The organism is Stenotrophomonas sp. SMYL86, from assembly GCF_036320025.1.
GTDB classification, from domain to species: domain Bacteria; phylum Pseudomonadota; class Gammaproteobacteria; order Xanthomonadales; family Xanthomonadaceae; genus Stenotrophomonas; species Stenotrophomonas maltophilia_A.
The window spans coordinates 41,214-60,591 of the sequence record NZ_JAWIRU010000017.1; the positions used below are offsets into that span (position 1 = coordinate 41,214).

Annotated in this window: 31 protein-coding genes and 1 tRNA gene; 8 read left to right on the forward strand and 24 right to left on the reverse strand. The window is 64.1% G+C overall.

Going from position 1 to position 19,378, the window contains the following annotated elements:
• Positions 1-95: 95 nt before the first annotated feature.
• Positions 96-171, forward strand: a tRNA-Lys gene (locus V3B64_RS16740).
• Positions 172-298: 127 nt separating this feature from the next.
• On the opposite strand, the gene V3B64_RS16745 is transcribed toward V3B64_RS16740, so the two are convergent.
• The 24 genes from V3B64_RS16745 to V3B64_RS16860 form a co-directional block, all read right to left on the reverse strand.
• Entirely contained in the window at positions 299-1,057 is a 759-nt protein-coding gene (locus tag V3B64_RS16745) for a hypothetical protein (protein WP_329914518.1), read from the reverse strand.
• An 84-nt stretch (positions 1,058-1,141) separates the two neighbouring features.
• The gene (locus tag V3B64_RS16750) at positions 1,142-2,290 is read right to left on the reverse strand and encodes an integrase (protein WP_329914519.1); all 1,149 of its coding nucleotides are present in this window, start codon (positions 2,288-2,290) and stop codon (positions 1,142-1,144) included.
• A complete protein-coding gene (locus tag V3B64_RS16755) occupies positions 2,290-2,505 on the reverse strand; it encodes a hypothetical protein (protein WP_329914520.1) in 216 nt (71 codons plus the stop codon). The genes V3B64_RS16750 and V3B64_RS16755 overlap by 1 nt, the downstream gene beginning before the upstream one ends.
• Complete coding sequence (locus tag V3B64_RS16760; RefSeq protein WP_329914521.1) at positions 2,502-2,792, reverse strand: hypothetical protein; 291 nt, start codon at positions 2,790-2,792, stop codon at positions 2,502-2,504. Before V3B64_RS16760 ends, V3B64_RS16755 begins: the two co-directional genes overlap by 4 nt.
• Positions 2,789-3,442: a hypothetical protein gene (locus tag V3B64_RS16765; RefSeq protein ID WP_329914522.1), complete on the reverse strand. Its 654-nt coding sequence runs from the start codon at positions 3,440-3,442 to the stop codon at positions 2,789-2,791. Before V3B64_RS16765 ends, V3B64_RS16760 begins: the two co-directional genes overlap by 4 nt.
• The gene (locus V3B64_RS16770; protein ID WP_329914523.1) at positions 3,435-3,575 is read right to left on the reverse strand and encodes a hypothetical protein; all 141 of its coding nucleotides are present in this window, start codon (positions 3,573-3,575) and stop codon (positions 3,435-3,437) included. The genes V3B64_RS16765 and V3B64_RS16770 overlap by 8 nt, the downstream gene beginning before the upstream one ends.
• A 99-nt stretch (positions 3,576-3,674) precedes the next feature.
• Positions 3,675-3,914, reverse strand: a complete 240-nt coding sequence (locus tag V3B64_RS16775) for a hypothetical protein (protein ID WP_329914524.1) — start codon at positions 3,912-3,914, stop codon at positions 3,675-3,677.
• The gene (locus V3B64_RS16780) at positions 3,907-4,155 is read right to left on the reverse strand and encodes a hypothetical protein (protein ID WP_329914525.1); all 249 of its coding nucleotides are present in this window, start codon (positions 4,153-4,155) and stop codon (positions 3,907-3,909) included. The genes V3B64_RS16775 and V3B64_RS16780 overlap by 8 nt, the downstream gene beginning before the upstream one ends.
• The gene (locus V3B64_RS16785) at positions 4,148-4,336 is read right to left on the reverse strand and encodes a hypothetical protein (RefSeq protein WP_329914526.1); all 189 of its coding nucleotides are present in this window, start codon (positions 4,334-4,336) and stop codon (positions 4,148-4,150) included. Before V3B64_RS16785 ends, V3B64_RS16780 begins: the two co-directional genes overlap by 8 nt.
• The gene (locus V3B64_RS16790; RefSeq protein ID WP_329914527.1) at positions 4,329-5,357 is read right to left on the reverse strand and encodes a hypothetical protein; all 1,029 of its coding nucleotides are present in this window, start codon (positions 5,355-5,357) and stop codon (positions 4,329-4,331) included. The genes V3B64_RS16785 and V3B64_RS16790 overlap by 8 nt, the downstream gene beginning before the upstream one ends.
• Positions 5,354-6,718 carry an RNA-directed DNA polymerase gene (locus tag V3B64_RS16795; RefSeq protein WP_329914528.1) on the reverse strand — a complete coding sequence of 455 codons (1,365 nt, stop codon included), beginning with the start codon at positions 6,716-6,718 and terminating at the stop codon, positions 5,354-5,356. Before V3B64_RS16795 ends, V3B64_RS16790 begins: the two co-directional genes overlap by 4 nt.
• Positions 6,715-7,158, reverse strand: coding sequence for a four helix bundle protein (locus V3B64_RS16800; RefSeq protein ID WP_329914529.1), 444 nt, complete (start codon positions 7,156-7,158; stop codon positions 6,715-6,717). Before V3B64_RS16800 ends, V3B64_RS16795 begins: the two co-directional genes overlap by 4 nt.
• A 26-nt stretch (positions 7,159-7,184) precedes the next feature.
• Positions 7,185-7,610, reverse strand: a complete 426-nt coding sequence (locus V3B64_RS16805) for a DUF1566 domain-containing protein (protein ID WP_329914530.1) — start codon at positions 7,608-7,610, stop codon at positions 7,185-7,187.
• 32 nt (positions 7,611-7,642) lie between these two features.
• Positions 7,643-8,197 (reverse strand): DUF1566 domain-containing protein, encoded by a 555-nt coding sequence (locus tag V3B64_RS16810; protein WP_329914531.1) that lies wholly within the window; start codon positions 8,195-8,197, stop codon positions 7,643-7,645.
• Positions 8,198-8,243: 46 nt separating this feature from the next.
• Positions 8,244-8,618: a hypothetical protein gene (locus V3B64_RS16815; RefSeq protein WP_329914532.1), complete on the reverse strand. Its 375-nt coding sequence runs from the start codon at positions 8,616-8,618 to the stop codon at positions 8,244-8,246.
• A gap of 6 nt (positions 8,619-8,624) precedes the next feature.
• Complete coding sequence (locus V3B64_RS16820) at positions 8,625-9,128, reverse strand: hypothetical protein (protein WP_329914533.1); 504 nt, start codon at positions 9,126-9,128, stop codon at positions 8,625-8,627.
• Positions 9,125-9,364 carry a hypothetical protein gene (locus V3B64_RS16825; RefSeq protein ID WP_329914534.1) on the reverse strand — a complete coding sequence of 80 codons (240 nt, stop codon included), beginning with the start codon at positions 9,362-9,364 and terminating at the stop codon, positions 9,125-9,127. The genes V3B64_RS16820 and V3B64_RS16825 overlap by 4 nt, the downstream gene beginning before the upstream one ends.
• Positions 9,361-9,687: a hypothetical protein gene (locus V3B64_RS16830; protein WP_197585596.1), complete on the reverse strand. Its 327-nt coding sequence runs from the start codon at positions 9,685-9,687 to the stop codon at positions 9,361-9,363. The genes V3B64_RS16825 and V3B64_RS16830 overlap by 4 nt, the downstream gene beginning before the upstream one ends.
• Positions 9,684-9,956 carry a hypothetical protein gene (locus V3B64_RS16835; RefSeq protein WP_329914535.1) on the reverse strand — a complete coding sequence of 91 codons (273 nt, stop codon included), beginning with the start codon at positions 9,954-9,956 and terminating at the stop codon, positions 9,684-9,686. The genes V3B64_RS16830 and V3B64_RS16835 overlap by 4 nt, the downstream gene beginning before the upstream one ends.
• Before the next feature lie 14 nt (positions 9,957-9,970).
• Entirely contained in the window at positions 9,971-10,291 is a 321-nt protein-coding gene (locus V3B64_RS16840; RefSeq protein WP_329914536.1) for a hypothetical protein, read from the reverse strand.
• Positions 10,292-10,293: 2 nt separating this feature from the next.
• Positions 10,294-10,443, reverse strand: coding sequence for a hypothetical protein (locus V3B64_RS16845; RefSeq protein ID WP_329914537.1), 150 nt, complete (start codon positions 10,441-10,443; stop codon positions 10,294-10,296).
• Entirely contained in the window at positions 10,440-10,664 is a 225-nt protein-coding gene (locus V3B64_RS16850) for a hypothetical protein (RefSeq protein ID WP_329914538.1), read from the reverse strand. Before V3B64_RS16850 ends, V3B64_RS16845 begins: the two co-directional genes overlap by 4 nt.
• 181 nt (positions 10,665-10,845) lie before the next feature.
• Entirely contained in the window at positions 10,846-11,223 is a 378-nt protein-coding gene (locus V3B64_RS16855; protein ID WP_329914539.1) for a hypothetical protein, read from the reverse strand.
• An 18-nt stretch (positions 11,224-11,241) separates the two neighbouring features.
• Positions 11,242-12,024: a S24 family peptidase gene (locus tag V3B64_RS16860; protein ID WP_329914540.1), complete on the reverse strand. Its 783-nt coding sequence runs from the start codon at positions 12,022-12,024 to the stop codon at positions 11,242-11,244.
• 530 nt (positions 12,025-12,554) lie between these two features.
• Here V3B64_RS16860 and V3B64_RS16865 point away from each other — a divergent pair.
• The 7 genes from V3B64_RS16865 to V3B64_RS16895 all read left to right on the forward strand — a co-directional run bounded on the left by V3B64_RS16865 (position 12,555) and on the right by V3B64_RS16895 (position 19,377).
• Entirely contained in the window at positions 12,555-13,034 is a 480-nt protein-coding gene (locus tag V3B64_RS16865) for a hypothetical protein (protein ID WP_329914541.1), read from the forward strand.
• A 1-nt stretch (position 13,035) separates the two neighbouring features.
• Complete coding sequence (locus tag V3B64_RS16870) at positions 13,036-13,266, forward strand: hypothetical protein (RefSeq protein ID WP_329914542.1); 231 nt, start codon at positions 13,036-13,038, stop codon at positions 13,264-13,266.
• Positions 13,267-13,441: 175 nt separating this feature from the next.
• Positions 13,442-15,856 carry a DUF5906 domain-containing protein gene (locus V3B64_RS16875; RefSeq protein ID WP_329914543.1) on the forward strand — a complete coding sequence of 805 codons (2,415 nt, stop codon included), beginning with the start codon at positions 13,442-13,444 and terminating at the stop codon, positions 15,854-15,856.
• Between the two features lie 342 nt (positions 15,857-16,198).
• On the forward strand, positions 16,199-16,843 hold the full coding sequence (locus tag V3B64_RS16880; protein WP_329914544.1) for a hypothetical protein: 645 nt from the start codon (positions 16,199-16,201) through the stop codon (positions 16,841-16,843).
• Complete coding sequence (locus V3B64_RS16885; RefSeq protein ID WP_329914545.1) at positions 16,840-18,771, forward strand: phage terminase large subunit family protein; 1,932 nt, start codon at positions 16,840-16,842, stop codon at positions 18,769-18,771. The genes V3B64_RS16880 and V3B64_RS16885 overlap by 4 nt, the downstream gene beginning before the upstream one ends.
• Positions 18,768-19,085 carry a hypothetical protein gene (locus V3B64_RS16890; RefSeq protein ID WP_200751252.1) on the forward strand — a complete coding sequence of 106 codons (318 nt, stop codon included), beginning with the start codon at positions 18,768-18,770 and terminating at the stop codon, positions 19,083-19,085. Before V3B64_RS16885 ends, V3B64_RS16890 begins: the two co-directional genes overlap by 4 nt.
• A 79-nt stretch (positions 19,086-19,164) precedes the next feature.
• Positions 19,165-19,377, forward strand: a complete 213-nt coding sequence (locus tag V3B64_RS16895) for a hypothetical protein (RefSeq protein WP_200751253.1) — start codon at positions 19,165-19,167, stop codon at positions 19,375-19,377.
• Position 19,378 lies beyond the last annotated feature (1 nt).

A 19,378-nucleotide genomic window follows, 5' to 3' on the forward strand; every position in this document is an offset into this window, starting at 1 on the left:
GCCGCTGGCCGGCAACCTCGACGCACCAGGGTTTCACCCGGCCCGGCAAAGTAGGGTAGAATGCCCACCCCGCCGAAAGGCTGGGGCAGTGCAATGGGCCGTTAGCTCAGTCGGTAGAGCAGAAGACTTTTAATCTTTTGGTCGATGGTTCGAATCCATCACGGCCCACCAATGCAATCAATGACTTAAAGCGCCCGAGTGGCGCTTTTTTCATCGCCTCCGTAATTCCCTCCGTAAAACTCCGCAAACGAAGTGCTTGCCCCTTGCCCTATGCACGGGAAATGGTGTCGCGCCCTTGCTACTCAGTGCGCCCCCATTTAGCGAAGAAAGCATCGTTGGCGACGCGTCCTGCCGCGACAAGGCCGAGAGTTTCCTCGTCGGCGACGTGGTCGGCAACCTGGCCTGCAGCTAGGGGGATGAGACAGACAAAGCAAGCAACGTGCCCTATGAAGTTGATGAGCCCGGCAACTGGGGGGCGTTGCTGCATGGGCGCAGCACCAACTTGGCCGTTCTCATCTGGGCCGCCGCGGTACATGGCAACAACAAGCCGTCCGCCGTGGACAATTCCATGCCAATCGTCCCAATCGCTCTGCACGGCTAGTCGCAATCGTTCGCCGAGTTCCGCGCCGAACGAATCCGCAACAATTTCCACTAGCTCCTTTGCGCCGAGCTGCTTTTTCCGGTTATCAGGGGTTGGTCGAACCGGGAAGCGCTTCTTCAGCTCGTCATTCTTACGGAAGTACAGGACTTCATCGTCCTGCGCTGGGCCTGCGAGGAATGCGCCCCTCAGGAAAGTCTCAACCATAGGGCGAAAGAGTGTGGCAGCTCCTTGATAACCTCTCGGACTCGCAGCCAGTTCGTAGAACGCCCAAGCGCGGTCCAATGCGCATAGTAAAAGTGGTAGCGAGGTATAACTGCGAATAGTTTGTTGGTAGTTGAGCTTGGTGAGCAGCCTCCAGGTAATTTCAACCAGCTGCTTCGCTTCCTCCGTACAGGCCCTGAGGGCTTCCAATTCGTTGGGGCTCGGGTCTTCCTGATCCCTTATCTGCGCGAACATCAGCTCAGCTCCTTCCTTTCTGTCGATGGGGGGATTATATGTGCCGCGTATCCGTTCTTTCCTGGGCGAAGATCCTCGCAAAAGCTACTCAGTACCAGCCGGCTTCACTTTCGGCACGCTCTTGTCGTAGACCTTCATCATCGCGTCAGTGACGCCCAGGGCATCCTGTCTCTCTGCGCGGTTGCCGGCAGTATCCGTGCCGCCTTTCCGCTTGAGGTCGTGCAGGCTGAAGCGTTCCTCTACCACGATGACCCCAGAGCTGATTGCGAGCTGGATGAAGCGCTGCCAGGCGCTATCCAAGCTGGTCTTTTGGAGGGGCTCGCCGTGCTCTGCAAGGAACAGGTGGCGCTGATCGGTCCGTAGTTGCACTGGCAACCTGTGGCGCTCGATGATGGCTTCACGGCGCGCGATCGCAGCATCCCATGCGCTCCGCAGCCGCGGGGTCCACTCCACCACGTTGTCACGGCTGCGCTTCCGGCGATTCGTGTGCAACCCCTCGGTCGTGCCTTGCGCCTCGGTCAGCGTGAGCGTCTCAATGCCTCGCAGTCTGCATAGGTAGCCCAGCTCCATGATCATCCACAGATAGGCCGGCACCGAACCCTCGGTCCTCGCCGTTCGCATGGAGCGCTCATGTGCGAATGCCAGCAACTTCGCATAGGCTGCATCGGCAGGAAGACGCTGGCGCTTGCGCTCCTTCGCCTGTTCAAGCCCCTGTGCGGGATTGTGGTCAACGATTCCACGATTGAGCGCCCAGCGGAACACTAGGCGCGAATAGCGCAGGACTTTGTTCGCCTTGGTGGGCGTTCCTGCCGATTCGATCTTGTCGACCAAGCGCTGGAAGTTGTGGTTGCGCAGCTTTGCCACCTGGAGCTTGCCGAACGGCACGCCAAGGTTGGTGGGATAGTTGATCAGCACGTTCCGCGCCGACTCATAGTCGTCACGGGTGCCTGCGGCCAGGCCCTTGAACTTGGCGCTGTCGTGATACTGAGCGCATACCCATTCCACGGTCCCCGTGTTCTCGCCCGTCTCCATGATGCTGTGCAGCTCGGACAGCTTCGCATCTGGGCCGGCGACTGTGCGGCGTGTTTTCCTAGGCCCGTCGATGCCCGTCGACGTCTCCAGCACGTACCATCGCCCACGGCCGGTCGCATCCCAGTACATTCCCTTGGGGATCTTCGCCTGGTCTATGTGCGGCGGGATTGATGGATTGTGCTTTCTCGGTCGAGGTGCCATCAGATGACGTCGTTTCCATAAGTGTCGTTGGAGGCCTGCAGCAGGCCGAGTGCCGCATTCATCGCGGCAGCGGTGGTCCAGATGCCGCCCTTGCCGTCGTACCTGTAGCGAATCCCTTCTTTGCGAGCCCACGCCTCCACAGTGGACAGGCGCGGTCGTTCGCCAGGACGGCAGAGTTCCTGTAGATCCTGAAACTGGAGAACTTCTCCGATCATCGAGCCCCCTGGCCTGAGCGTGGAGGTGGATCTATCCCATAGGCAGCCGCAAGGGCATTGGTCCACCGATAGGCGGTTGATCGGTGCACGTTGAACCTGGTGCATACGGCGTCGATGGTCGGGAAGCGTGACTGCTCATGCGCCCATTTGGAGAACTCCAGCACCGTGCGCAGGTGGCCGTAACTTGCGAGATCGTGCTTCACCTTGCGGATCTTGAGCACTGGCGGCATGGCGGCGTCTGCGGAGAATGCCGCCGCACCAGCTCCCAGGGAAGATGAAAGATTCATGCGAACAGATCCAGCTGGGCCGGCAGCGCCCGAGGAGGGGCCGCGACGGTCAAGGCGGTGGGTAGTACGCGGATCAGGCACTCTCCCTCGCCACGCATCTGCCACGGCCTGCCGGCGATGGGCACAAGGTCGTGGAAGCCCCCGCCACCGCCCACGCGGTCTTTAATCTTCACCTGGTAGTAGTCCCTGCCGCCGAACTGTGTGTGGTGTCCCGGACGTGGCCGCACGGCGACGACCGTGAAAACGGGACTCAAAAGGTTCCACCCGCTGGCCCGCACTTCATCCTCGTAGTGCCACGAACCACACAGATGGCGGTCCATCGAGAGAACCTGGTCACCCACCGCGAAAGGCACCAGGCTCTCGACATCGCCGTGCGCAGACTTGTGGACCGGCGGATACAACTCACGGATCGAGAAGCACAGGCCGCGCCCGTTCACGTCAGTAAAGTCCGTGATGGGGAAGTAGGCGAGGGCAATTCCGCCATCCCGCAACAGATAGAAGGCGGTTCCGCACGGGGTCGGCCCGGCCGCCTCGTGCTTCCGTAGCGACTGCCGCGACCAGCCGCCTTTCAGCAGGTCGAGGACGATACGCTCTGCGAGGTCCATCCCGATCTCCCGGTGCATCACGAGCTCGCGCTGTGCCTCAGCCATGAGCGCACCTCCGCCAGCACCAGGCTGCGGCCCTTCTAGCCTGCCACCCCAGCCACAGTGCGGTGATGCCGAACAGGAACACGCCCAGCACGATGGCGAACCGCACGGCCATGGTTGCGAGGTGGTCAGCCATTGGCGGAGTCCTCTCGGTCTTCCAGTGGCATATGCGCGCCGCAACGGCCGCACGCTTCCATCTCGGGCCAATCTCGGCCGTGCCCAAGCCAGCGGCAGATCAGGGCCAGCATCGTTTGAACCCCGCATCGCAGACGTAAGCCTTGGTCGTGGCGTCGTAGCGCATCTGCTCGCTGCCAGCGATTTCCTGGTAGTGCCTCAGATCGAGAGACGCCTGCGGCATGCTGATGCCGAAGTAGTCCATAAGGGCGCTGCGATTGACGTGGCCATATCGCGCCAACAGGAAGTCGATTAAGCGCAGGCGCTGCTCGACGGCGTAGGTGAGCTTTGGGTCAGCCATTGGTGATTTCCTTTTTTCGGGTATCGGCCACCACTGCCTTCATGTCGCGCCGGACTGTTTCAGCCAGATAGGCAAGGTTGTGTGCGCGCACGAACGCATCAGCAAGTACTCCACAGGCCTGGTTCTTCAGCTGCCACACGATGTGGCGCTCGGGATCGTCGGTGCCTATGTCGTGGTCCATGGCAGCCACTGCGGCGAGAGCGGCCACGGCGCGGTCGTTGAGGCTCGGATGGTCAGCCATTGCGCGCCACCTTTGCTTCCACTGCACCATTAAGCGATACGGCTTTATCGCCCTTTGCTCGCAGCGCACGGAATCCCAGCTCCATCGCAAGCTCATCCCAGTTCACGGTCACGGCCACTGAGGCCTCCTTCCCGGTGCTGCGGTCCTTGAATCGATAGACGCGTGTCTCGTTGTCAGCCATTGCCCACCGCCTTAAGACTCAACTGCACGTCGGCTGCAACTTGCTGCAGCTTCTTTGCAGCATCAGTTACATGTTTGATAGCAGAATGCAGTTCCGATACGCGGGATGCTTCCTCCGGCTGGCCCACCGCCTTGCTGTCGATCAGGGCCAGCAGGCGGTCACGCTGCGCATCCGCTGCCGCCTTGGTTTCAGGATCGCCACACCACGAACTCATAAGGGCAGCGTGCTGGGCTTCCACTGCCTCCCGGAACTGCCCCAGGTCCACGGCCTGCGCGGGCTTGTATCCCTCGGCGGCTTCGATAGCGTTCTGCCAGGGGCAGTTTGCGCTGCTGTGCTCGCCAATATCCGTGCCAGTGATGGCTGCGATGTGGGCGGCCAGCTCGTCGGCCACTTCGTGGTAGCGGTCGCGCTGGTCGATGGTCTCGCCGTGCGCGCGCTCTTCTGAGAGCAGTGCGGCCTCGGGGGCTACGGCCTGCGCGGGCGGGGCGGCGTTCAACAGCGTGGCAATGTCATCTGCCTTGACCACCAGGAGCGTTTCGGAACACTCGTTGCAGCCCAGCACGAACACCGCCGACATGTCGTGCGCGATCAGCCGTCCATGCTGCACGTCGCTGTGATTCCGCACATGGGCGAACCACTCCAAATCGGTGCCGCCGCAGTTCTTGCAGCTGGCGGGCGCGCCCGGCACAACAACCGTCACCGGCTCCTGCCCCACCGGCTGGCGGGCGGCGAGGGCGGATTGCAGCGCCGCATAGGTCGCTTCCGAAATCTCGCCGTGGTAGTCGTCGCTATCAATGTCGCTGACTACGCGGCGTGCGGCTTCGGCCAGGGCATCCCCCTGACCGGCCGTGGAGGGCGATGTCGGAATTCCGGTATCGGACAGCACCGGAGCGCCATCCCCACGCAGCTCGCGCAACCGGTTGGCCACGTCCATCTTGCTCATGCCCGGCTGCCCGAACAGGGCATCGGCGATCTGTGCGTCCAGGCGCTCGCTGGCGCGCTCTGCCATATTGTTGTTCATGCAGTTTCCTTGTGCTGGTGCCATTGGAAGGAGTGGATCCGGCGCTCGGCCTTGTGGCTGAACCTCCGGGGCTGGGCTGCTGATCGCAGCCACGGGAATCTGTTGTGGACGCGCCGCATGAGCCGGTGGCTGCTGGCGTGCTGGAGGTGGCCGGCGAAGCTGGCGATGCGGCAGGCCAAGTCACGGAAGTCCGGCGGAGTGGCGCGCAGCTGGTCGCCCTGGACGTGCTTCCCCTCCCACTCGGCCAGCGCCGTGTGCAGGTGCCCAACCACGCGGCGGCGCGCAAGGGTATGGGTCGGGTAGATCACGTAACCGAGGAAGTCCAGGCCGTCCGTGAGGCGGCAGAGCTTCTGCTCGGCTTTCAGGCTCAGGCCGAGCCGATCCCGCAGGAAGTCCTCGATCTGGTCACGCCAAGCCGCCAGCTGCTCGCGGTCGTGATGGAACAGCACGAAGTCATCGACATAGCGCAGGTAGCGCTTGGCCTTGAGCACGTGCTTGGCGAACTGGTCCAGCGCGTCCAGGTAGACATTGGCGAAGAACTGGCTGGACAGGTTGCCGATGGGCAGGCCACGGCCGGCCGGTGCATTCGCCAGTCGCTTGTGGGGCGGCACCTGGGCCTGCTCGGCGGCCGTTGCCCGGTACTGGACGCCGGCATGCAGCGGCGAGCGGCGTAGCAGCGCGTGCGTGGCCTGCTGGACCACCTGCGGCGCGCCCTGGCGCTGTAGCTTCGTGCGCAGCATCCGCCACAGGGTTGGCCTGTGGATGCTGTTGAAGAAGTTCGCCACGTCCAGCTGCAGATACCAGCCGCCACCCTGGCCGCTCTGCACCTGGCGCACGAACTGCTGGGCCCGGCGCACGGCCGCGTGGCTGCCGCGGCCCTTGCGGTTGGCGTAGCTGTCGTGGATGAACGTCGGCTCCCACATCGCCTCCAGCTGCGGCACCAGCCAGTGGTGCACCACGCGGTCGGCGAAGTCCGGCGCGTGGATCTCGCGCGCCTTGGGGCGCGTGGCCACAAAGCACGTCGACGGGCGTGGTGCCCAGGTGCCGGCCAGCAGCTCGCGCTGCAGCTGCAGCAGACCGTCTGCCCAGCGGTGGTCGAATCGCAGCTGGTTGAAGCTCGGAACCTTCTGGCGGCGGGCGCGCCGCCATGCCTGATACAACTCCTGCAGGCTTACCTCTCCCTGAAACTCACCGGCACGACGCACGGCCAACGCGAACCCGTTGTTGTTGCGGTGGTTGTTGTTGACGTTGCCGTTGTTGAAATTGACGTTCCACGCGGACGCCGAGGACCAGGCGGCCGCCTCCCCGTACACTTGCGACCAGGCCGCGCAGCCCGGATGCGGATAGCGCGGCTTCGTCATGAGTTCGCCCCCGCGAGGGCGGTACGGGTACTCAGTTTCTTGCCACGCTGCGCGGCGCCATCGGCTTGCGCATTCTGGACATGGGAGGAGCTAGCCAGGTGGCGGCGCCAGCCGCCAGCCTGTGAGCCCAGCTGTTCTGCCAGGCGGATAAGCATTTCGAACTGGCGGAAGCTGGCGAAGGCGCCAACCCCCTTGCCAATCTGCAGGAGCTGCTTGAGGGCATCGATATCCCGTACCAGCACCGCCACCCATCGCGCCTGCTCAGCGCGCTCACGCCAGGCGTTGTTGGCGTTGATGAACACCTGCTGGGCACGCGCGCGCAGATCGCTACCGATCTGGTAGCGGTGGTAGCGGGCGAACCGGCGAACGGCGTTCTCAATCTCGACCGCCATGCGTTCGGCGGCCTTGATGATGGGTGGGGGCTGGAATCGGGAGGTCATCGGGAAAGCCTCAGCAGAAAATCAAATCACTGACCGGCACGACGCACGGCCAACGCGAACCCGCCGCTGTTGCGGCGGTAGCTGCCGACGCCGCCGTAGTGGAAATCGACGCCCCACGCGGACGCCGAGGACCAGGCGGCCGGGGTCTTCGACCAGTACCAGTCGTTCTGGATGCCCTTGAAGAATTCCGTGTTGATGGCCGGCGAGTAGCGGCTTCGGTCGATCAGCAGCTGCAGCTCCTCGATGGTCGGCAGATCCCAGTCCGTGTGGCCGAGCAGGTCCAGGGCCTTGGCGGCGGCCTCGCAGTCGGCGTGCGGAACGTCGCTGTCCACGATGCTGGTGGCGGTGAAGGTCAGGCCGTAGTCCGGCAGGAACACGGCGACGTGGTCGGTGGAGTCGTCCGGCAGTTGGTTGCGGTCGGCGCCGATCTTCTTGAGGGTGATGGGGTTCATGGTTGCTCCAGGGAAAGGATCAAAAGGGCCAATTACTGACCGGCACGACGCACGGCCAACGCGAACCCGAAGTTGAGGCGGGGGCTGTCGCCGACGTCGCCGGAGTCGAAACCGACGAGCCACGCGGACGCCGAGGACCAGGCGGCCGCCGTGCTGGACCAGTGCCAGCGCGGCAGCACGCCGGGGAACAGAGCGGTATCGATGGCCGGCTCGTGCCGGGTTTCATCGACCAGGGCCGACAGCTCGGCACGGGTGGGCAGGCGCCAGTCGTCGTGGCCGAGCAGACGCAGCTCGCTGCAGGCTTTGTCGCAGTCGGCCTGGCTCATCGGGTCGCCGTCGCTGTCGCCGATGGACTTGACCGCCCACATGAGGCCCGTGACGTGGTCGATCACCGCGACGTGGTCGGTGCGCGGGTCGTTGCCGGCGGCACTGGTGCCATCGGCAAACAGCTTCGTGTGGCCGAGGGCCACCACGCCCTGAGCGGCCACCTGCTCGGCGGCAAGCTCGATGAAGCCGTTGATGGAGGTGGGAGGGAGGGAGAGCTGGATTTCAGCATCGCCCTTGGTACGGATGGTGATGGCGTTCAATGGTCGTTCCTTGATTGACGGGGTGGTGGTTGCGGTTGTGGCGCTGCTAAAAATCGGTGGGTGGATAGACGAATGCGCCAGCCAAAGGGTCTTTAGGCGCGACGGGCGTGGCGCTAGCCGGAAGTGCGGGCAGAGGCCCGGTGTGGCGGTAGCGGCGATGGGGGTCACTGGCATACCGGCCGTCGTTGAGCCGGGTGGCCTGGTACGTCGGAAAGCCATCTGCTGGCAGAGAGGCCCTGGCCTCAGCGATCAGGCTCACGAAACGTTCCTGCCATTCGGCCGGCATCGACTGAAGCGTCCGCCTCGGGATGACGAAGTAAGCCGCACGCGACTGGCCGAACGCCTGGTGCGCCGGGCCGGTGGCATAGAGAATTTTCCGGGCCGTGGCGGTGTCTTCAGGAGTGATGGATGAGTTGCTCACGCTGGGTCACTCCGCGCTCTGGCCGGGCAGGCGATCCATGTAGCCGCCGTGGTTCGCCGCATGCCGGCTCAGCGTGGGGCGCAGCGGCGTGGTGCCCAGCTGCTCGATACGCCCACCCTTGGCGCGGAACGCGGCGAGATCCTCGGCCAGCTGGTCGCGCTCGTAGTCCTTGTGCCGCACGGTGGTCGACGCATCACTCGTGCGGCCGTTCTCGGGCAGCGCCGTGACCAGGGCGCGGTACGTCCTGCGCTCACGGGGCTCGGCCGCGCGCAGCGGGGCAATGGCGTGCTGTACGTGGCCTGCGAGGCGCCAGATGCCGGTGCGCCCGGAGCGCGCGCAGGTTGCGTGGCCGCTGCGCGCCAGCCCGGTCAGCGTGTGGCTGATCGCATGGGTCGACGCGTTGATGCGACCGATGGTCCTGAGCTGTTCGATGGTTGCGCCCTGCGGGAACTGCGCAAGGGCCTTGCGTACCAGGTCGGCGCGGCCGGTGTGCTGGGGGCGAGTACTCATGCGCGCGCTCCTGCAACCATCTGGCGCATGGCGCTGCCCAGGTGCATCACGCGAGACGACTGGTGAGCCACGGCATCAGCGTTGTTTGTCAGCACCAGCGTGTCTTCCAACGGATAGGCCGTGTGGCCGTCCCAGTCGTCCAGCACGTCCTTCATGCCGAAGTGATCGCGCAGCTCCTGCGCGCTGGCGGTTTTGCCGCAGCGTTGCGGCCCATAGATCACGACAGAGCGGCTCATGCGTGGATTCCTTTCGTGCTGCGCGTAGCGCGGTGGTTGGGGGAGATCGACCGGACGCGCACGCCCTGCCGGTCAAGCCAGCGGTGTGCGGCTTGAGCGGCCAGACGGTTGAGGGGGAAGGTCGTGCCGCCCAAGCGCAGCGAGTTGTGCGATACCCCCACGCTCCGGCTGGCGCTGGCGGCGAGCTGCAGGAGCGATTCGCGCGGCGCGGCGGTGTACAGCCCGGCCCAGATCCAGCCCTGACACACCATCAGCACCAGCGACTCGCCCTGGTGGCCGGTGGCGAACTGCTGCTCGACCGGGAGGGTTGCTGCAGTGCTCATGCGGACAGTGCCAGGTCGCGGGCCTTGGCGATCTCTGCCTCGGCAGCGGCAAGGCCGGCGGCGGTCAAGGTCGCCGTACGCGGAAGCTCTGGGTCGTCGAAGCGCACCAGGACGCGCTCATCCAGCCAGTTCATGACGCGGCGGGTGAAGACCTTCTCCGGCCGGTTGTTGGGCGCAAAACCCGCGCGGGTGCGGTGCAGTGCGTGGTCGGATGCGGCATGCGCTGCCAGCAGCGCGGCGCGTTCTTTCGGCTTGAGTGCGGCGGCCATGGCGTGTCTCCTGGTCAGGCTGCGATGGAGGTGGAAGGGGCGGCTGAGGCGAGTTCGGCCAGCACTTCGCCGCGGTGGCGGGCGAGGTGGGAGATCGGAATGCGGTAGTGCGCCAAGGTGCTGTCGGTCCAGCGCAGCTCGGCCAGCGCGGCACGGTTGTACGGCACGGGCCGGGTAGCGATGCCGCAGCGGTGGCACTCGATGTGGACCAGGTCGGGGCAAGCCGTTCCCAGGCGATGCCCGGTCGGTGCGCCGCTGGTGGTGACGATCTGAGGGTGGTGGCCGTGGCCACAGGAGGGAACCGATGCAGGCAGCGGGCGCGAGGTCTGGCGCATGGTCAGCCCCTCACCGAACTGCTGGTTGCCCAGCGGGCCTTCGCGGCAGCTCGCTCGGTATGGGCGCCGTGGATCTCGGCGATGCGCAGCGGCACGACGACGGCGGCCAGAAGTACAACGGCCAGCCAAGTGATGCGGAGGCGGCGGTTCATGCCCGCACCTCAGCCGACAGATCCCGAGAACAGGCTTCCAGACGGAGGCTTGCTACGCCCATGCGGCGCGAGCGGCGCAGCTGGTTGCGGCTGTGCTCGCCCTTGCTGCGGGTCCACAGGGTCCGGGCGGTGCTGTGATCGCGGGCTGCCAGCGCCAGCATGGCCTTGACGGCCAGCAGCGGCAGCAGGGTTGGGCTCGGATCGGCGTGGCGATGAGACATGGCGCGCTCCTGGTCAAGGGAGGGCGCCGGCGGGTCATCTGCCTGGGGCGGCTGCTGCCGCGAGAGGGGGAGCGGCAGGGTGACGACCCGCCGGTCGCCCGTCAGCAACACTGCTGACGAGCGAAGTAAACCACAGCTTTATTTCGTATGTAAAGCGTAGATTTATGAACTGGTGCCTAGCTCAGCGCCATCCACAGTACAGGCGCCCCTGTTCCTTGAACTTTCCCTGCAGGTAGCTGCTGTCCTCTATCAAAGGGCCAGGTGTGGACGCAGGCGAGGCGTGTCCAACTACGACGAAGCGCTTCCAGCCAACATAGGCGCCGAGCAAGTTCTTCGCGTTCACCTCACCGCAGAGCGCGAGCTGATTCTTCTCAGTGCTTGACCAGACGATCCGTTCTTTGCGGAAACGAGCGCTTTCTGCATCCGATAGAACATCGTCGAACGACGCTCGCGCAGCAGACCTGAACTGGTACTCCTGCACCTGCGAGCACGCAGTGAGCGCGCACGCAGTAGCAGCCAGTGCCAGAATTTTGAATTTGAGGGCAGAGTTCCGTCGCATGAGCCTTGGCCGCTCCGGCTAGTTCAACCGGTCGATTCGGTTTCGCAGGTACACCTTCCCGCCGATAAGTGCCCCTGTCGGTAGGGGAAACGCCGGGTACAGGCCCGCGTTTGCACTCACCACATAGACGGCTTCTCCGCGGTCCTGCAGTGCTTTGATTTGTTGGCCGTTACCAGTGTTGATCAGGTAGATGCCGTCGCCATCGAAGGACGTGATCCCGGTGTCGACAATCAACGACTCGCCAGGCTGAACTACCGGAATCATAGAGTCGCCTCGACCGGTCACCAGAACGAGTCGTCCGGGCGCCGGCACAAAGCCGACAACCGATCGAATGTATGCAGGTGTGAAGTCCATCGATTTGATGATCTCCGGGTAGTCATCATTGATCCGTCCGTCCCCCATGTCGGCTTCCCCATCCAGTTGCATGACACGCACATGCTCACCTGCATGTCTCTCACCCGGTGAGATTGCTTCGCGCACGTCGTCGCTCTGGCTCTCTTTGTCGTCCACGCCACCATCGAGGAAGTACTCCACGCGGCGGCCGGTATAGCGAGCGAGCGCAGGGATGTAGGCTTTGTCGATCGCGCCCTTCCGCTCCCAGCCTGTAATGGCTTGTGGATTGATCCCGCACTCTTTGGCTACCCGCGCTTTCGTGCCGCGCGGGGAGTGTTCGAATGCGAAGCGAATGCGCCGGGCTAGTTCGTTATTGTCAAGCATTGCTTGATGATCGGCTGATGCCGACAACTTTCCAATAAACCGGGGCTTTACAAAAAAGATAAAGCTGTGCTTTACTGCTGGCATGAGCGCAATTCTGACCGCGGTTGAGAAGACAAAGGGGGGCCAAGTGGCGCTGGCCCGAATCCTTGGCGTATCGCCCCAGCAACTGAATCAATGGGTCAAGGCATCGCGGCCGGTGCCGGCGAAGCATGCGCTGGCTATTGAGAGGGTCACTGGAGTGTCGAGGCACCTGCTTCGCCCAGACGTTTTTGGTTTGCCCGATCAAACCGGAGTGCCCAACTGATGGCCGCGACGGGGGCAACCTGCGCCCGAAGTCGTGGTGCTGAGCGACTCGACTATGCGCAGGGCGGGGCTCAACGGGGCCGCGTCGAATCCAAAGAAGATTGCGGCAATGTCCGTCACTCCATGATTGACATCGAAATGGCGCATTGCGATGAAGCGCACGTGCCGTTGGGGTTCAGCGGTCTTCGTCATGCGGATCATGTTGCTTCAGTCCGGGTGCCGTCTCCCACGATGAAATGCGCTAGAAATCAGGGGGAAGCATGACTTGCCGCCGGTCTGACCTGTACTGGCGGGATGCGCTGCATAACGCAGTGGCCCGCGCCCCGGGGGGTCTGCAGGATGCGGCGGGGCACATCAGCAAGCGCAGGCGTAAGTCGATCTCGGCCGAGACGCTGCGCAAGAAGCTGCGAGGCATCGATGGTGAGTCTATCTCCATGGAGATGGCCGAGATCCTGACCGACTATCTGCAGCAGTTCGTGGTCACGCAGGAGAGTGCAACCGACTGGGTGTGCTCCCTCGCAGGCCAGTACGGCCTGATGGTCGACTACGTCCCGCCGCCGCCCGAGGGTGGCTGGCCCGATGAGCTGGCCGCGATCCAAGCCAAGCTGCTGGAGCTGCACAAGCTGACAGGCGCCCTGGCCGGTGCAGGTATCGACGCGCTGGCAGACAAGCGCCTCACCGTCCCCGAGGCGGATCGAATCCAAGACCTGTCGCGCGAGGTGCGCACGCTCTGCTATCGCCTCGAGCGCAATGCCTGCCGCGCTGCTGGTCAGCATGGGATGGAGGACTGACGTGACCACCCACCACGCCCATCGATCCCGGTATCGACGGCGTGGCATAGCCACCGCGTCTGCACGGCAGGCGATGGAACTGGCGGCCCTGGCGCTGACTGATGCGGTGCCCGGGTTGATTGGTGAAGAAGCATTGGCAGAGCGCGAGCGCATCCGCCAGCGGCAAGAGCAGCAAGACAACCGGCAGCGCAGCCTGCCTTTGGGGAACCCTGATGTACCACGCAAGCATTGATTCAGCCCCATCCCCCCGGGTGGCTCGTGAAAGACCGCGTCTCGTCCGCGCTACTGAATCGGCCTTGGCATTGAGAGCGATTCTCGATTCCAGTGATGGGTCCTCCCTGGGCATCCCCGTCGCGGGTAATTCGGACCCCGTTCTTTGGGTAGATAGCAGGGCTGGAAACTACTGAATGTCTGAGAATTATGGGGATGTGCTGCAGCAGCTGCAGTCAGCCGGCCTGCTGGTCACCGAACTGGACACCACCGGACGCATGATCCGTTGCCGGGTCGAGGGCTCGCGCGAGCGCCGCGGCTGGTACGCGCTTCACGAACTGAACACCTCGGGCGGCGAAGTGCTGGTTGTCGGAACCTACGGCGTTTGGCACGGCAACGAAAACGGCGCAACGAAGGTCGATCTGCGCAAGCGCGATAAGACCTTCAGCGATGAGCAGCGCGAAGCGCTGCGCAATCGGCTGGCCGAGGATCGCCGCCGTGCGGAATCCGCGCGCCAGACCCAAGCGAAGCGAGCGGCAGAGCGGGCGTCGTCTGCCTGGGCCAAAGCAAATGCAGTTGGCGAGGCCGACTACCTGGTCAGCAAGGGCGTGCAGGGTTTCGGCCTGCGCTATGGCACCACGGGCGCCGCTCTCGTCCCGCTCCTTGACGTCAACGGCCAGGTGCACGGCCTGCAGGTCTTGCGTAGCGCAAAGCTGGCTGCCGCAGGGCGCAAGCCCGCGAAGGAGTACTGGCCGGCCGGTATGGTCAAGAAGGGCCACTTCCACCTGATCGGCGGAAGCCCGCAGTGGATCCTACTGGTGGCCGAGGGCTATGCCACGGCGGCCACACTGCACATGGCGACGGGCTACCCGGTGGCCGTGGCGTTCGATGCTGGCAACATGCTGGCCGTCGCCTCGGCCCTGGCGAAGCGCTATCGCGGCATCAAGATGCTGCTGTGCGCCGACGACGACGTGTTGCAGAAGTGCCGGCACTGCAAGAGCCGCCTGGTGCTGGCCGACCATCCGCAGTTCTGCCCATCGTGCGCGCAGCCGCATGGCGCGTCGAATGCCGGCCTGCTCGGTGCAGAGGCCGCAGCGCTAGACGTGGGTGGCGCGGTTCTGCACCCGGTCTTCGCCGATGAGCCGTCCAGGCGCGAGCGCTTCATCGACAACGGCCGTAAGGTCAGCGACTTCAACGATCTGCATGCACAAGAGGGCCTGCATGTCGTGCGGGCGCAGGTCGAAGCCCGTCTCACGGAGCTCTCATGGCGGGTGCCTGCAGAAAAACGCGCGCCTTCCATCACCAACGACGGGGGCGAGGGGAATGATCGACTGTCCCCCATCCATTCGTTGACCGAGCTGCTGGAGCGCTTCGCACTGGTCTACGGGCAGGGCGGCACGGTGTTCGACCACAAGGAACACATGCTGGTTGCGCTGGGCGACATGCGGGATGCCTGCGTGCGCAAGGAACTGCACCGTGCATGGATGGAGCACTCGGATCGGTCCATCGTGCGTGTCCGCGAGGTCGACTTCGACCCCTCGGGCGAGAAGCCGGGCGTTATATGCAATCTGTTTGCAGGCTGGCCGACCGTGCCGCAGGAGGGGAACTGCGACCGGCTGCTGCAGCTGCTCTGGCACATGTGCGGGAACGAGGCCAACCAGAAGGCGCTGTACGACTGGGTGGTCAAGTGGCTTGCCTACCCGCTGCAGCATCCCGGCGCCAAGATGAAATCGACCATCGTCATCCATGGTCCGCAGGGCACCGGCAAGAACATGTTCTTCGATGAATACATGAAGCTCTACGGTGAGTATGGGCGCGTGCTTGACCAGGCCGCCCTTGAAGACAAGTTCAACGACTGGGCAAGCCGCAAGCTGTTTCTGCTGGCCGACGAAGTGGTCGCGCGCACCGAGGTCTACCACCTCAAGAACAAGCTCAAAGCTTTGATCACGGGTGACCGCATCCGCATCAACCCAAAGAACATCCAGGCGTACGAGGAAGACAACCACGCCAACCTGGTGTTCCTCTCAAACGAGGCGATGCCGGTCGTGCTGGAAGAGGATGACCGCCGCCATGCGGTGATCTGGACCCCGGACAAGCTGAGCCTGGAGTTCTACACCGAGGTGCTGGCAGATATTCGCAACGGCGCGACGGCGGCGCTGCACCACTACCTGCTGCAGGTTGACCTTACCGGCTTCACCAACGGCACCAACCCGCCGATGACGCAGGCCAAGGAAGAACTGATCGGCCTGAGCCAGGACAGCCCGCAGCGGTTCCTGGACGAGCTCTACGGCGATGACATTCCCGGGCTGAAACCCATGCCGGCGCTGTCGAAGGAGTGGTACGAGGTCTACAAGGCCTGGTGCGCACGCGAGGGCATGCCACGCCCGGCGCCGTCACCAAAGTTCATCAACGCGCTGGTGCGCAAGCGCCAGATCCTCCACCCCGATCGGGCGCGGAAGCGCTACCAGATCGAGCAGACCGTCAACGGGCCTCATGGGTTCCTGATGCTTGGCGATTGCACGGTTCCTGACGGCAAGACAGAGGCCGCATGGCTGGGCGACCAGGTCGTGTCATTCCGCCGCATGTACTCCGACTACAAGGGGCGTGCGTGATCACTATGCCCATCAATGTGCGGCGTGTGCGGGATGTGCGGGCAGATGTGCGGGCTTTGAATTGCCGCGAACCGCTTGCGGCAGTAGGCGTGTGCGGGACGTGCGGGCATCGGCCTACATGGGCGGGCGCGGGCGCGAACGGGTATCGCTATGCAACGCCGCAATTTGCCTCTCGTGCGTATATGGGTGACCGCACATCCCGCACACGCCGCACACGCCTTGTGCCGCATCGATTCAGCGGCTATCGCGTCCCGCACATGCAGCCGCACAGCCCGCACATGCTCGCGCGCGCGCGTTTTTCCGCTTTAACGATCTTCGAAGGAAATGGAGTAGGGGGAATCAATGGCTGAGGAAGACGTGACGATCACTGGCAAAGAGCTGGCCTCGCTGATCGGCTGCAAGCCGTCCTACGTGGTAGAGCTGAGGAAGAAGGGCAGGGTGGTGGTGGGTGAGGGCGGCAAGGGATTCCTGAAGGCCGCCTCCCTGGAGCTCTACGCTCGCACCGCAGACCCGGTCTATGCCGGTGTCGCCCAGCGCCATGCGGATGAACGTGGCAGCTCGCTGGTGGGGAGCGGGGAGGGTACTGGTACCGTCGAAGCCGACATCGATGATGAGGAGGAGGACGGCGACGACGACGATGCCAGGCCTGTACGGCCGGGCCGCCCCCAGACGCCGGATTCCGCGCGCAAGGCCAAGGCGCTGGCCGACAAGGCCGAGACCGACGCGCACATGGCGCACATCGCGCTGCAGAAGGAGCTGGGGCTGCTGCTGCCGCGAGCGGACGTGGAGGCATTCCTCGCTGAGCATGCAACGACGTTCCGGGGTGCGATGGAGCGCCTCGCCGACACGCTGGCGCCGCAGCTCGCCGCAACGCTGGACGAGGCCGGCTGCCGGCGGCTGGTCTGGGATGAGGTGAGCCACGCCCTGGAAGAACTCAGCCAAGGCTTCCGCACGTTGGCGGCCAAGGCAGCGGAGGCTGCGGAATGATGGAGGCACAGAGCTGCCTGGCGTCGGTTCTGGCGCGCTCGCTGCAGCCGCGGCGGCCCATGAGCGTTTCGCAGTGGTGCGACGAACACATGCGTCTGTCCACCAAGAGCGGCAGTAAGCCCGGGCGCTGGGTGACGGACCGCAACCCGCCACTGCGTGAGCCGATGGACAACATGTCCGCCCGTAGCCCGGTGCATGACCAGGTCTGCATGTTCCCGATCCAGTTCGGCAAGAGCCAGCTGGCGACCAATGCCATGGCCTACTGGATGGACTATGCGCCGGGCCCGATGATGTATGCGCTGCCGGGTGAGGTGTCCATGAACAAGTGGATCGCCCAGAAGCTCAACCCGATGATCGAGGTGTGCGCAGCGGTCAAGAAGGCGCTGACCAGCACCGCCAGCCGCGACAGCGCGAACCAGCGCACGTTCAAGGACTTCGCCGGAGGCCAGCTGTTCGTGGAGCACATGGGCAGCCCGCAGCGCCTGAAGTCCTCGACGGTGAAGTACCTGCAGGTGGATGAGATCGATGAGGCGCCGCAGCAGCTCTCCACCGGCGACGACCCGGTGAAGATGCTGGACGGCCGCACTTCGTCCTTCCCGACCACCTACAAACGCCAATACATCAGCACGCCTGGCATCGCCGGACTCAGCCGGATCGCGAAGCTGTACGACAAGAGCGACCAGCGCCGGTATCACGTACCGTGCCCCCACTGCGGCCATTACCAGGCGCTGCAGTGGAGCGGTCTGGTGTGGTCGCCCGACAAGAGCCACGCGTGGTACGCGTGCTGCGAGTGCGGTGTCGCCATCGAGGAACACTTCAAGACCGACATGATTGCTAACGGTCGCTGGGTGGCGGCCAACCCGGATTCGCCGATTCGCGGCTATACCATCAATTGCCTGTACTACCAGTTTGGTCTGGGGCCGCGCTGGTTGGACCTGGTGAAGGAGTGGCTGGAGGCGCAGGGTGATCCTGCCTCCCTCAAAACCTTCGTGAATGACCGGCTGGCCGAGACGTGGGAAGACCCGTCGATGCGCGCGGTCAAGCACAACGTGATCAAGGATCGTGCCGAGCCGTACGCCCTGCGCCTGGCGCCGCTAGGGGTGCTGGCGATCACAGTGGGTGTCGATACCCAAGATGGCCGCCTGGCGGTCCACATCGTTGGCTGGGGACGTGGCATGACCGCATGGACGCTGGATTACGTGGAGCTGCAGGGAGATCCGGCCGAGGACGCAGTGTGGGTTGCGCTGACGGATCTTCTCAATCGCGCCATTGAGCGGGTGGACGGTGCTTTGCTACGACCGATGGCGGTCGCGATAGACGCGGGCGGCCACCGCACGGAGGCGGTCAAGAACTACGTGCGTCAGCGGCGTGTCACCCGACCCATGTGTATTTTCGGCGCTGTTCCCAACAACGCCCCGGTGCTGTCGAAGGGGAAGCTGGTCGACGTGACGTGGAAGGGCAAGACCGACAAGCGCGGCATCATGATCCACCACGTGGGCACGGTTAACGCAAAGCACTACCTCTACAGCAGGCTTTCGGCCGATGCGGAGCGTGAGGTGGCAACGCGCATGGTTCACTTCAGCGACCAGTTGCCAGAAGAGTTCTTTCCAGGCTTGGTTTCGGAGGTCTATAACCCGGTGAAGAATCGGTTCGAGAAGAGGGTGACCCGTAACGAGCCTTTGGATACCTGGGTGTATGCGTATGCGGCGGCACATCATCCCGAGGTCCGCTTGAATCGCTTCACCCGTGCGGATTGGGATCTGGTTGAACAGCGCTTGCTGTCGTCGGCCACTCAGGTGGCCGATGTTCCACGCGAAACGAATGCGGAGCCGGTCTCGCCGGGTGAGGATGCCGATTCCCGTGAAACATCCCTTCCGCCGAGGAAGGCCCGCTCCACGTCGGCGCAACAGTTCCGGAGGCAGTGGTGAGCCGGAACACTATTCGCCAGCGCATCCGTATCAACGAGCTGACTGATGAGCTGACCATTGGGGCGGCGCTGCGCCTTCGCTGCGACAGCGACGATATCCGCGAGGTGGTGGCGGCAGTCGTTGCCTACCTGGTCGAGGAGTATCCGGCCCAGGACTTGTACATCCCGGCGAGCCTGCAGGCACCCACATACCCTGTGGGCGAAATCAGGAAGGGGTTGGAACAGCAGGAATCGGTGCGCTCCCTCTGCAAGCGGTTCCGAATTGATCGGCGGACGCTGTACCGATTGCTGGATGAGCCCTCGGCGAACGGGTGAAGGGTGCGGGTGAGTTCCCCGAGACTCACCCGCACTTGGTACGGAAACTGGCATCCATGGAAACGCGGATGCCCCTTCAATGAGCTGGACACAGGACGATGTGAAGCGCCTCAAGGCGGCCATCGCCAGCGGACAGCTTTCGGTGCGCCACGGGGACAGGCAGGTCACGTACCAATCCGTCGAGGCAATGCTGACGGCGCTGGATCGTATGGAGTCTGAGCTTGCCGCTGCTGCACCTGCGCGGAAGCCGGCCACGCGCCGCTATCGGTTCACCACGTTGAGGGGCTTCTGAC

Coding starts and splice junctions, on each gene's coding strand:
- V3B64_RS16745 (WP_329914518.1), bottom strand. CDS start 1,057: ATGTTCGCGCAGATAAGGGATCAGGAAGACCCGAGCCCCAACGAATTG.
- V3B64_RS16750 (WP_329914519.1), bottom strand. CDS start 2,290: ATGGCACCTCGACCGAGAAAGCACAATCCATCAATCCCGCCGCACATA.
- V3B64_RS16755 (WP_329914520.1), bottom strand. CDS start 2,505: ATGATCGGAGAAGTTCTCCAGTTTCAGGATCTACAGGAACTCTGCCGT.
- V3B64_RS16760 (WP_329914521.1), bottom strand. CDS start 2,792: ATGAATCTTTCATCTTCCCTGGGAGCTGGTGCGGCGGCATTCTCCGCA.
- V3B64_RS16765 (WP_329914522.1), bottom strand. CDS start 3,442: ATGGCTGAGGCACAGCGCGAGCTCGTGATGCACCGGGAGATCGGGATG.
- V3B64_RS16770 (WP_329914523.1), bottom strand. CDS start 3,575: ATGGCTGACCACCTCGCAACCATGGCCGTGCGGTTCGCCATCGTGCTG.
- V3B64_RS16775 (WP_329914524.1), bottom strand. CDS start 3,914: ATGGCTGACCCAAAGCTCACCTACGCCGTCGAGCAGCGCCTGCGCTTA.
- V3B64_RS16780 (WP_329914525.1), bottom strand. CDS start 4,155: ATGGCTGACCATCCGAGCCTCAACGACCGCGCCGTGGCCGCTCTCGCC.
- V3B64_RS16785 (WP_329914526.1), bottom strand. CDS start 4,336: ATGGCTGACAACGAGACACGCGTCTATCGATTCAAGGACCGCAGCACC.
- V3B64_RS16790 (WP_329914527.1), bottom strand. CDS start 5,357: ATGAACAACAATATGGCAGAGCGCGCCAGCGAGCGCCTGGACGCACAG.
- V3B64_RS16795 (WP_329914528.1), bottom strand. CDS start 6,718: ATGACGAAGCCGCGCTATCCGCATCCGGGCTGCGCGGCCTGGTCGCAA.
- V3B64_RS16800 (WP_329914529.1), bottom strand. CDS start 7,158: ATGACCTCCCGATTCCAGCCCCCACCCATCATCAAGGCCGCCGAACGC.
- V3B64_RS16805 (WP_329914530.1), bottom strand. CDS start 7,610: ATGAACCCCATCACCCTCAAGAAGATCGGCGCCGACCGCAACCAACTG.
- V3B64_RS16820 (WP_329914533.1), bottom strand. CDS start 9,128: ATGAGTACTCGCCCCCAGCACACCGGCCGCGCCGACCTGGTACGCAAG.
- V3B64_RS16825 (WP_329914534.1), bottom strand. CDS start 9,364: ATGAGCCGCTCTGTCGTGATCTATGGGCCGCAACGCTGCGGCAAAACC.
- V3B64_RS16830 (WP_197585596.1), bottom strand. CDS start 9,687: ATGAGCACTGCAGCAACCCTCCCGGTCGAGCAGCAGTTCGCCACCGGC.
- V3B64_RS16835 (WP_329914535.1), bottom strand. CDS start 9,956: ATGGCCGCCGCACTCAAGCCGAAAGAACGCGCCGCGCTGCTGGCAGCG.
- V3B64_RS16840 (WP_329914536.1), bottom strand. CDS start 10,291: ATGCGCCAGACCTCGCGCCCGCTGCCTGCATCGGTTCCCTCCTGTGGC.
- V3B64_RS16845 (WP_329914537.1), bottom strand. CDS start 10,443: ATGAACCGCCGCCTCCGCATCACTTGGCTGGCCGTTGTACTTCTGGCC.
- V3B64_RS16850 (WP_329914538.1), bottom strand. CDS start 10,664: ATGTCTCATCGCCACGCCGATCCGAGCCCAACCCTGCTGCCGCTGCTG.
- V3B64_RS16855 (WP_329914539.1), bottom strand. CDS start 11,223: ATGCGACGGAACTCTGCCCTCAAATTCAAAATTCTGGCACTGGCTGCT.
- V3B64_RS16860 (WP_329914540.1), bottom strand. CDS start 12,024: ATGCCAGCAGTAAAGCACAGCTTTATCTTTTTTGTAAAGCCCCGGTTT.
- V3B64_RS16875 (WP_329914543.1), top strand. CDS start 13,442: ATGTCTGAGAATTATGGGGATGTGCTGCAGCAGCTGCAGTCAGCCGGC.
- V3B64_RS16880 (WP_329914544.1), top strand. CDS start 16,199: ATGGCTGAGGAAGACGTGACGATCACTGGCAAAGAGCTGGCCTCGCTG.
- V3B64_RS16885 (WP_329914545.1), top strand. CDS start 16,840: ATGATGGAGGCACAGAGCTGCCTGGCGTCGGTTCTGGCGCGCTCGCTG.
- V3B64_RS16895 (WP_200751253.1), top strand. CDS start 19,165: ATGAGCTGGACACAGGACGATGTGAAGCGCCTCAAGGCGGCCATCGCC.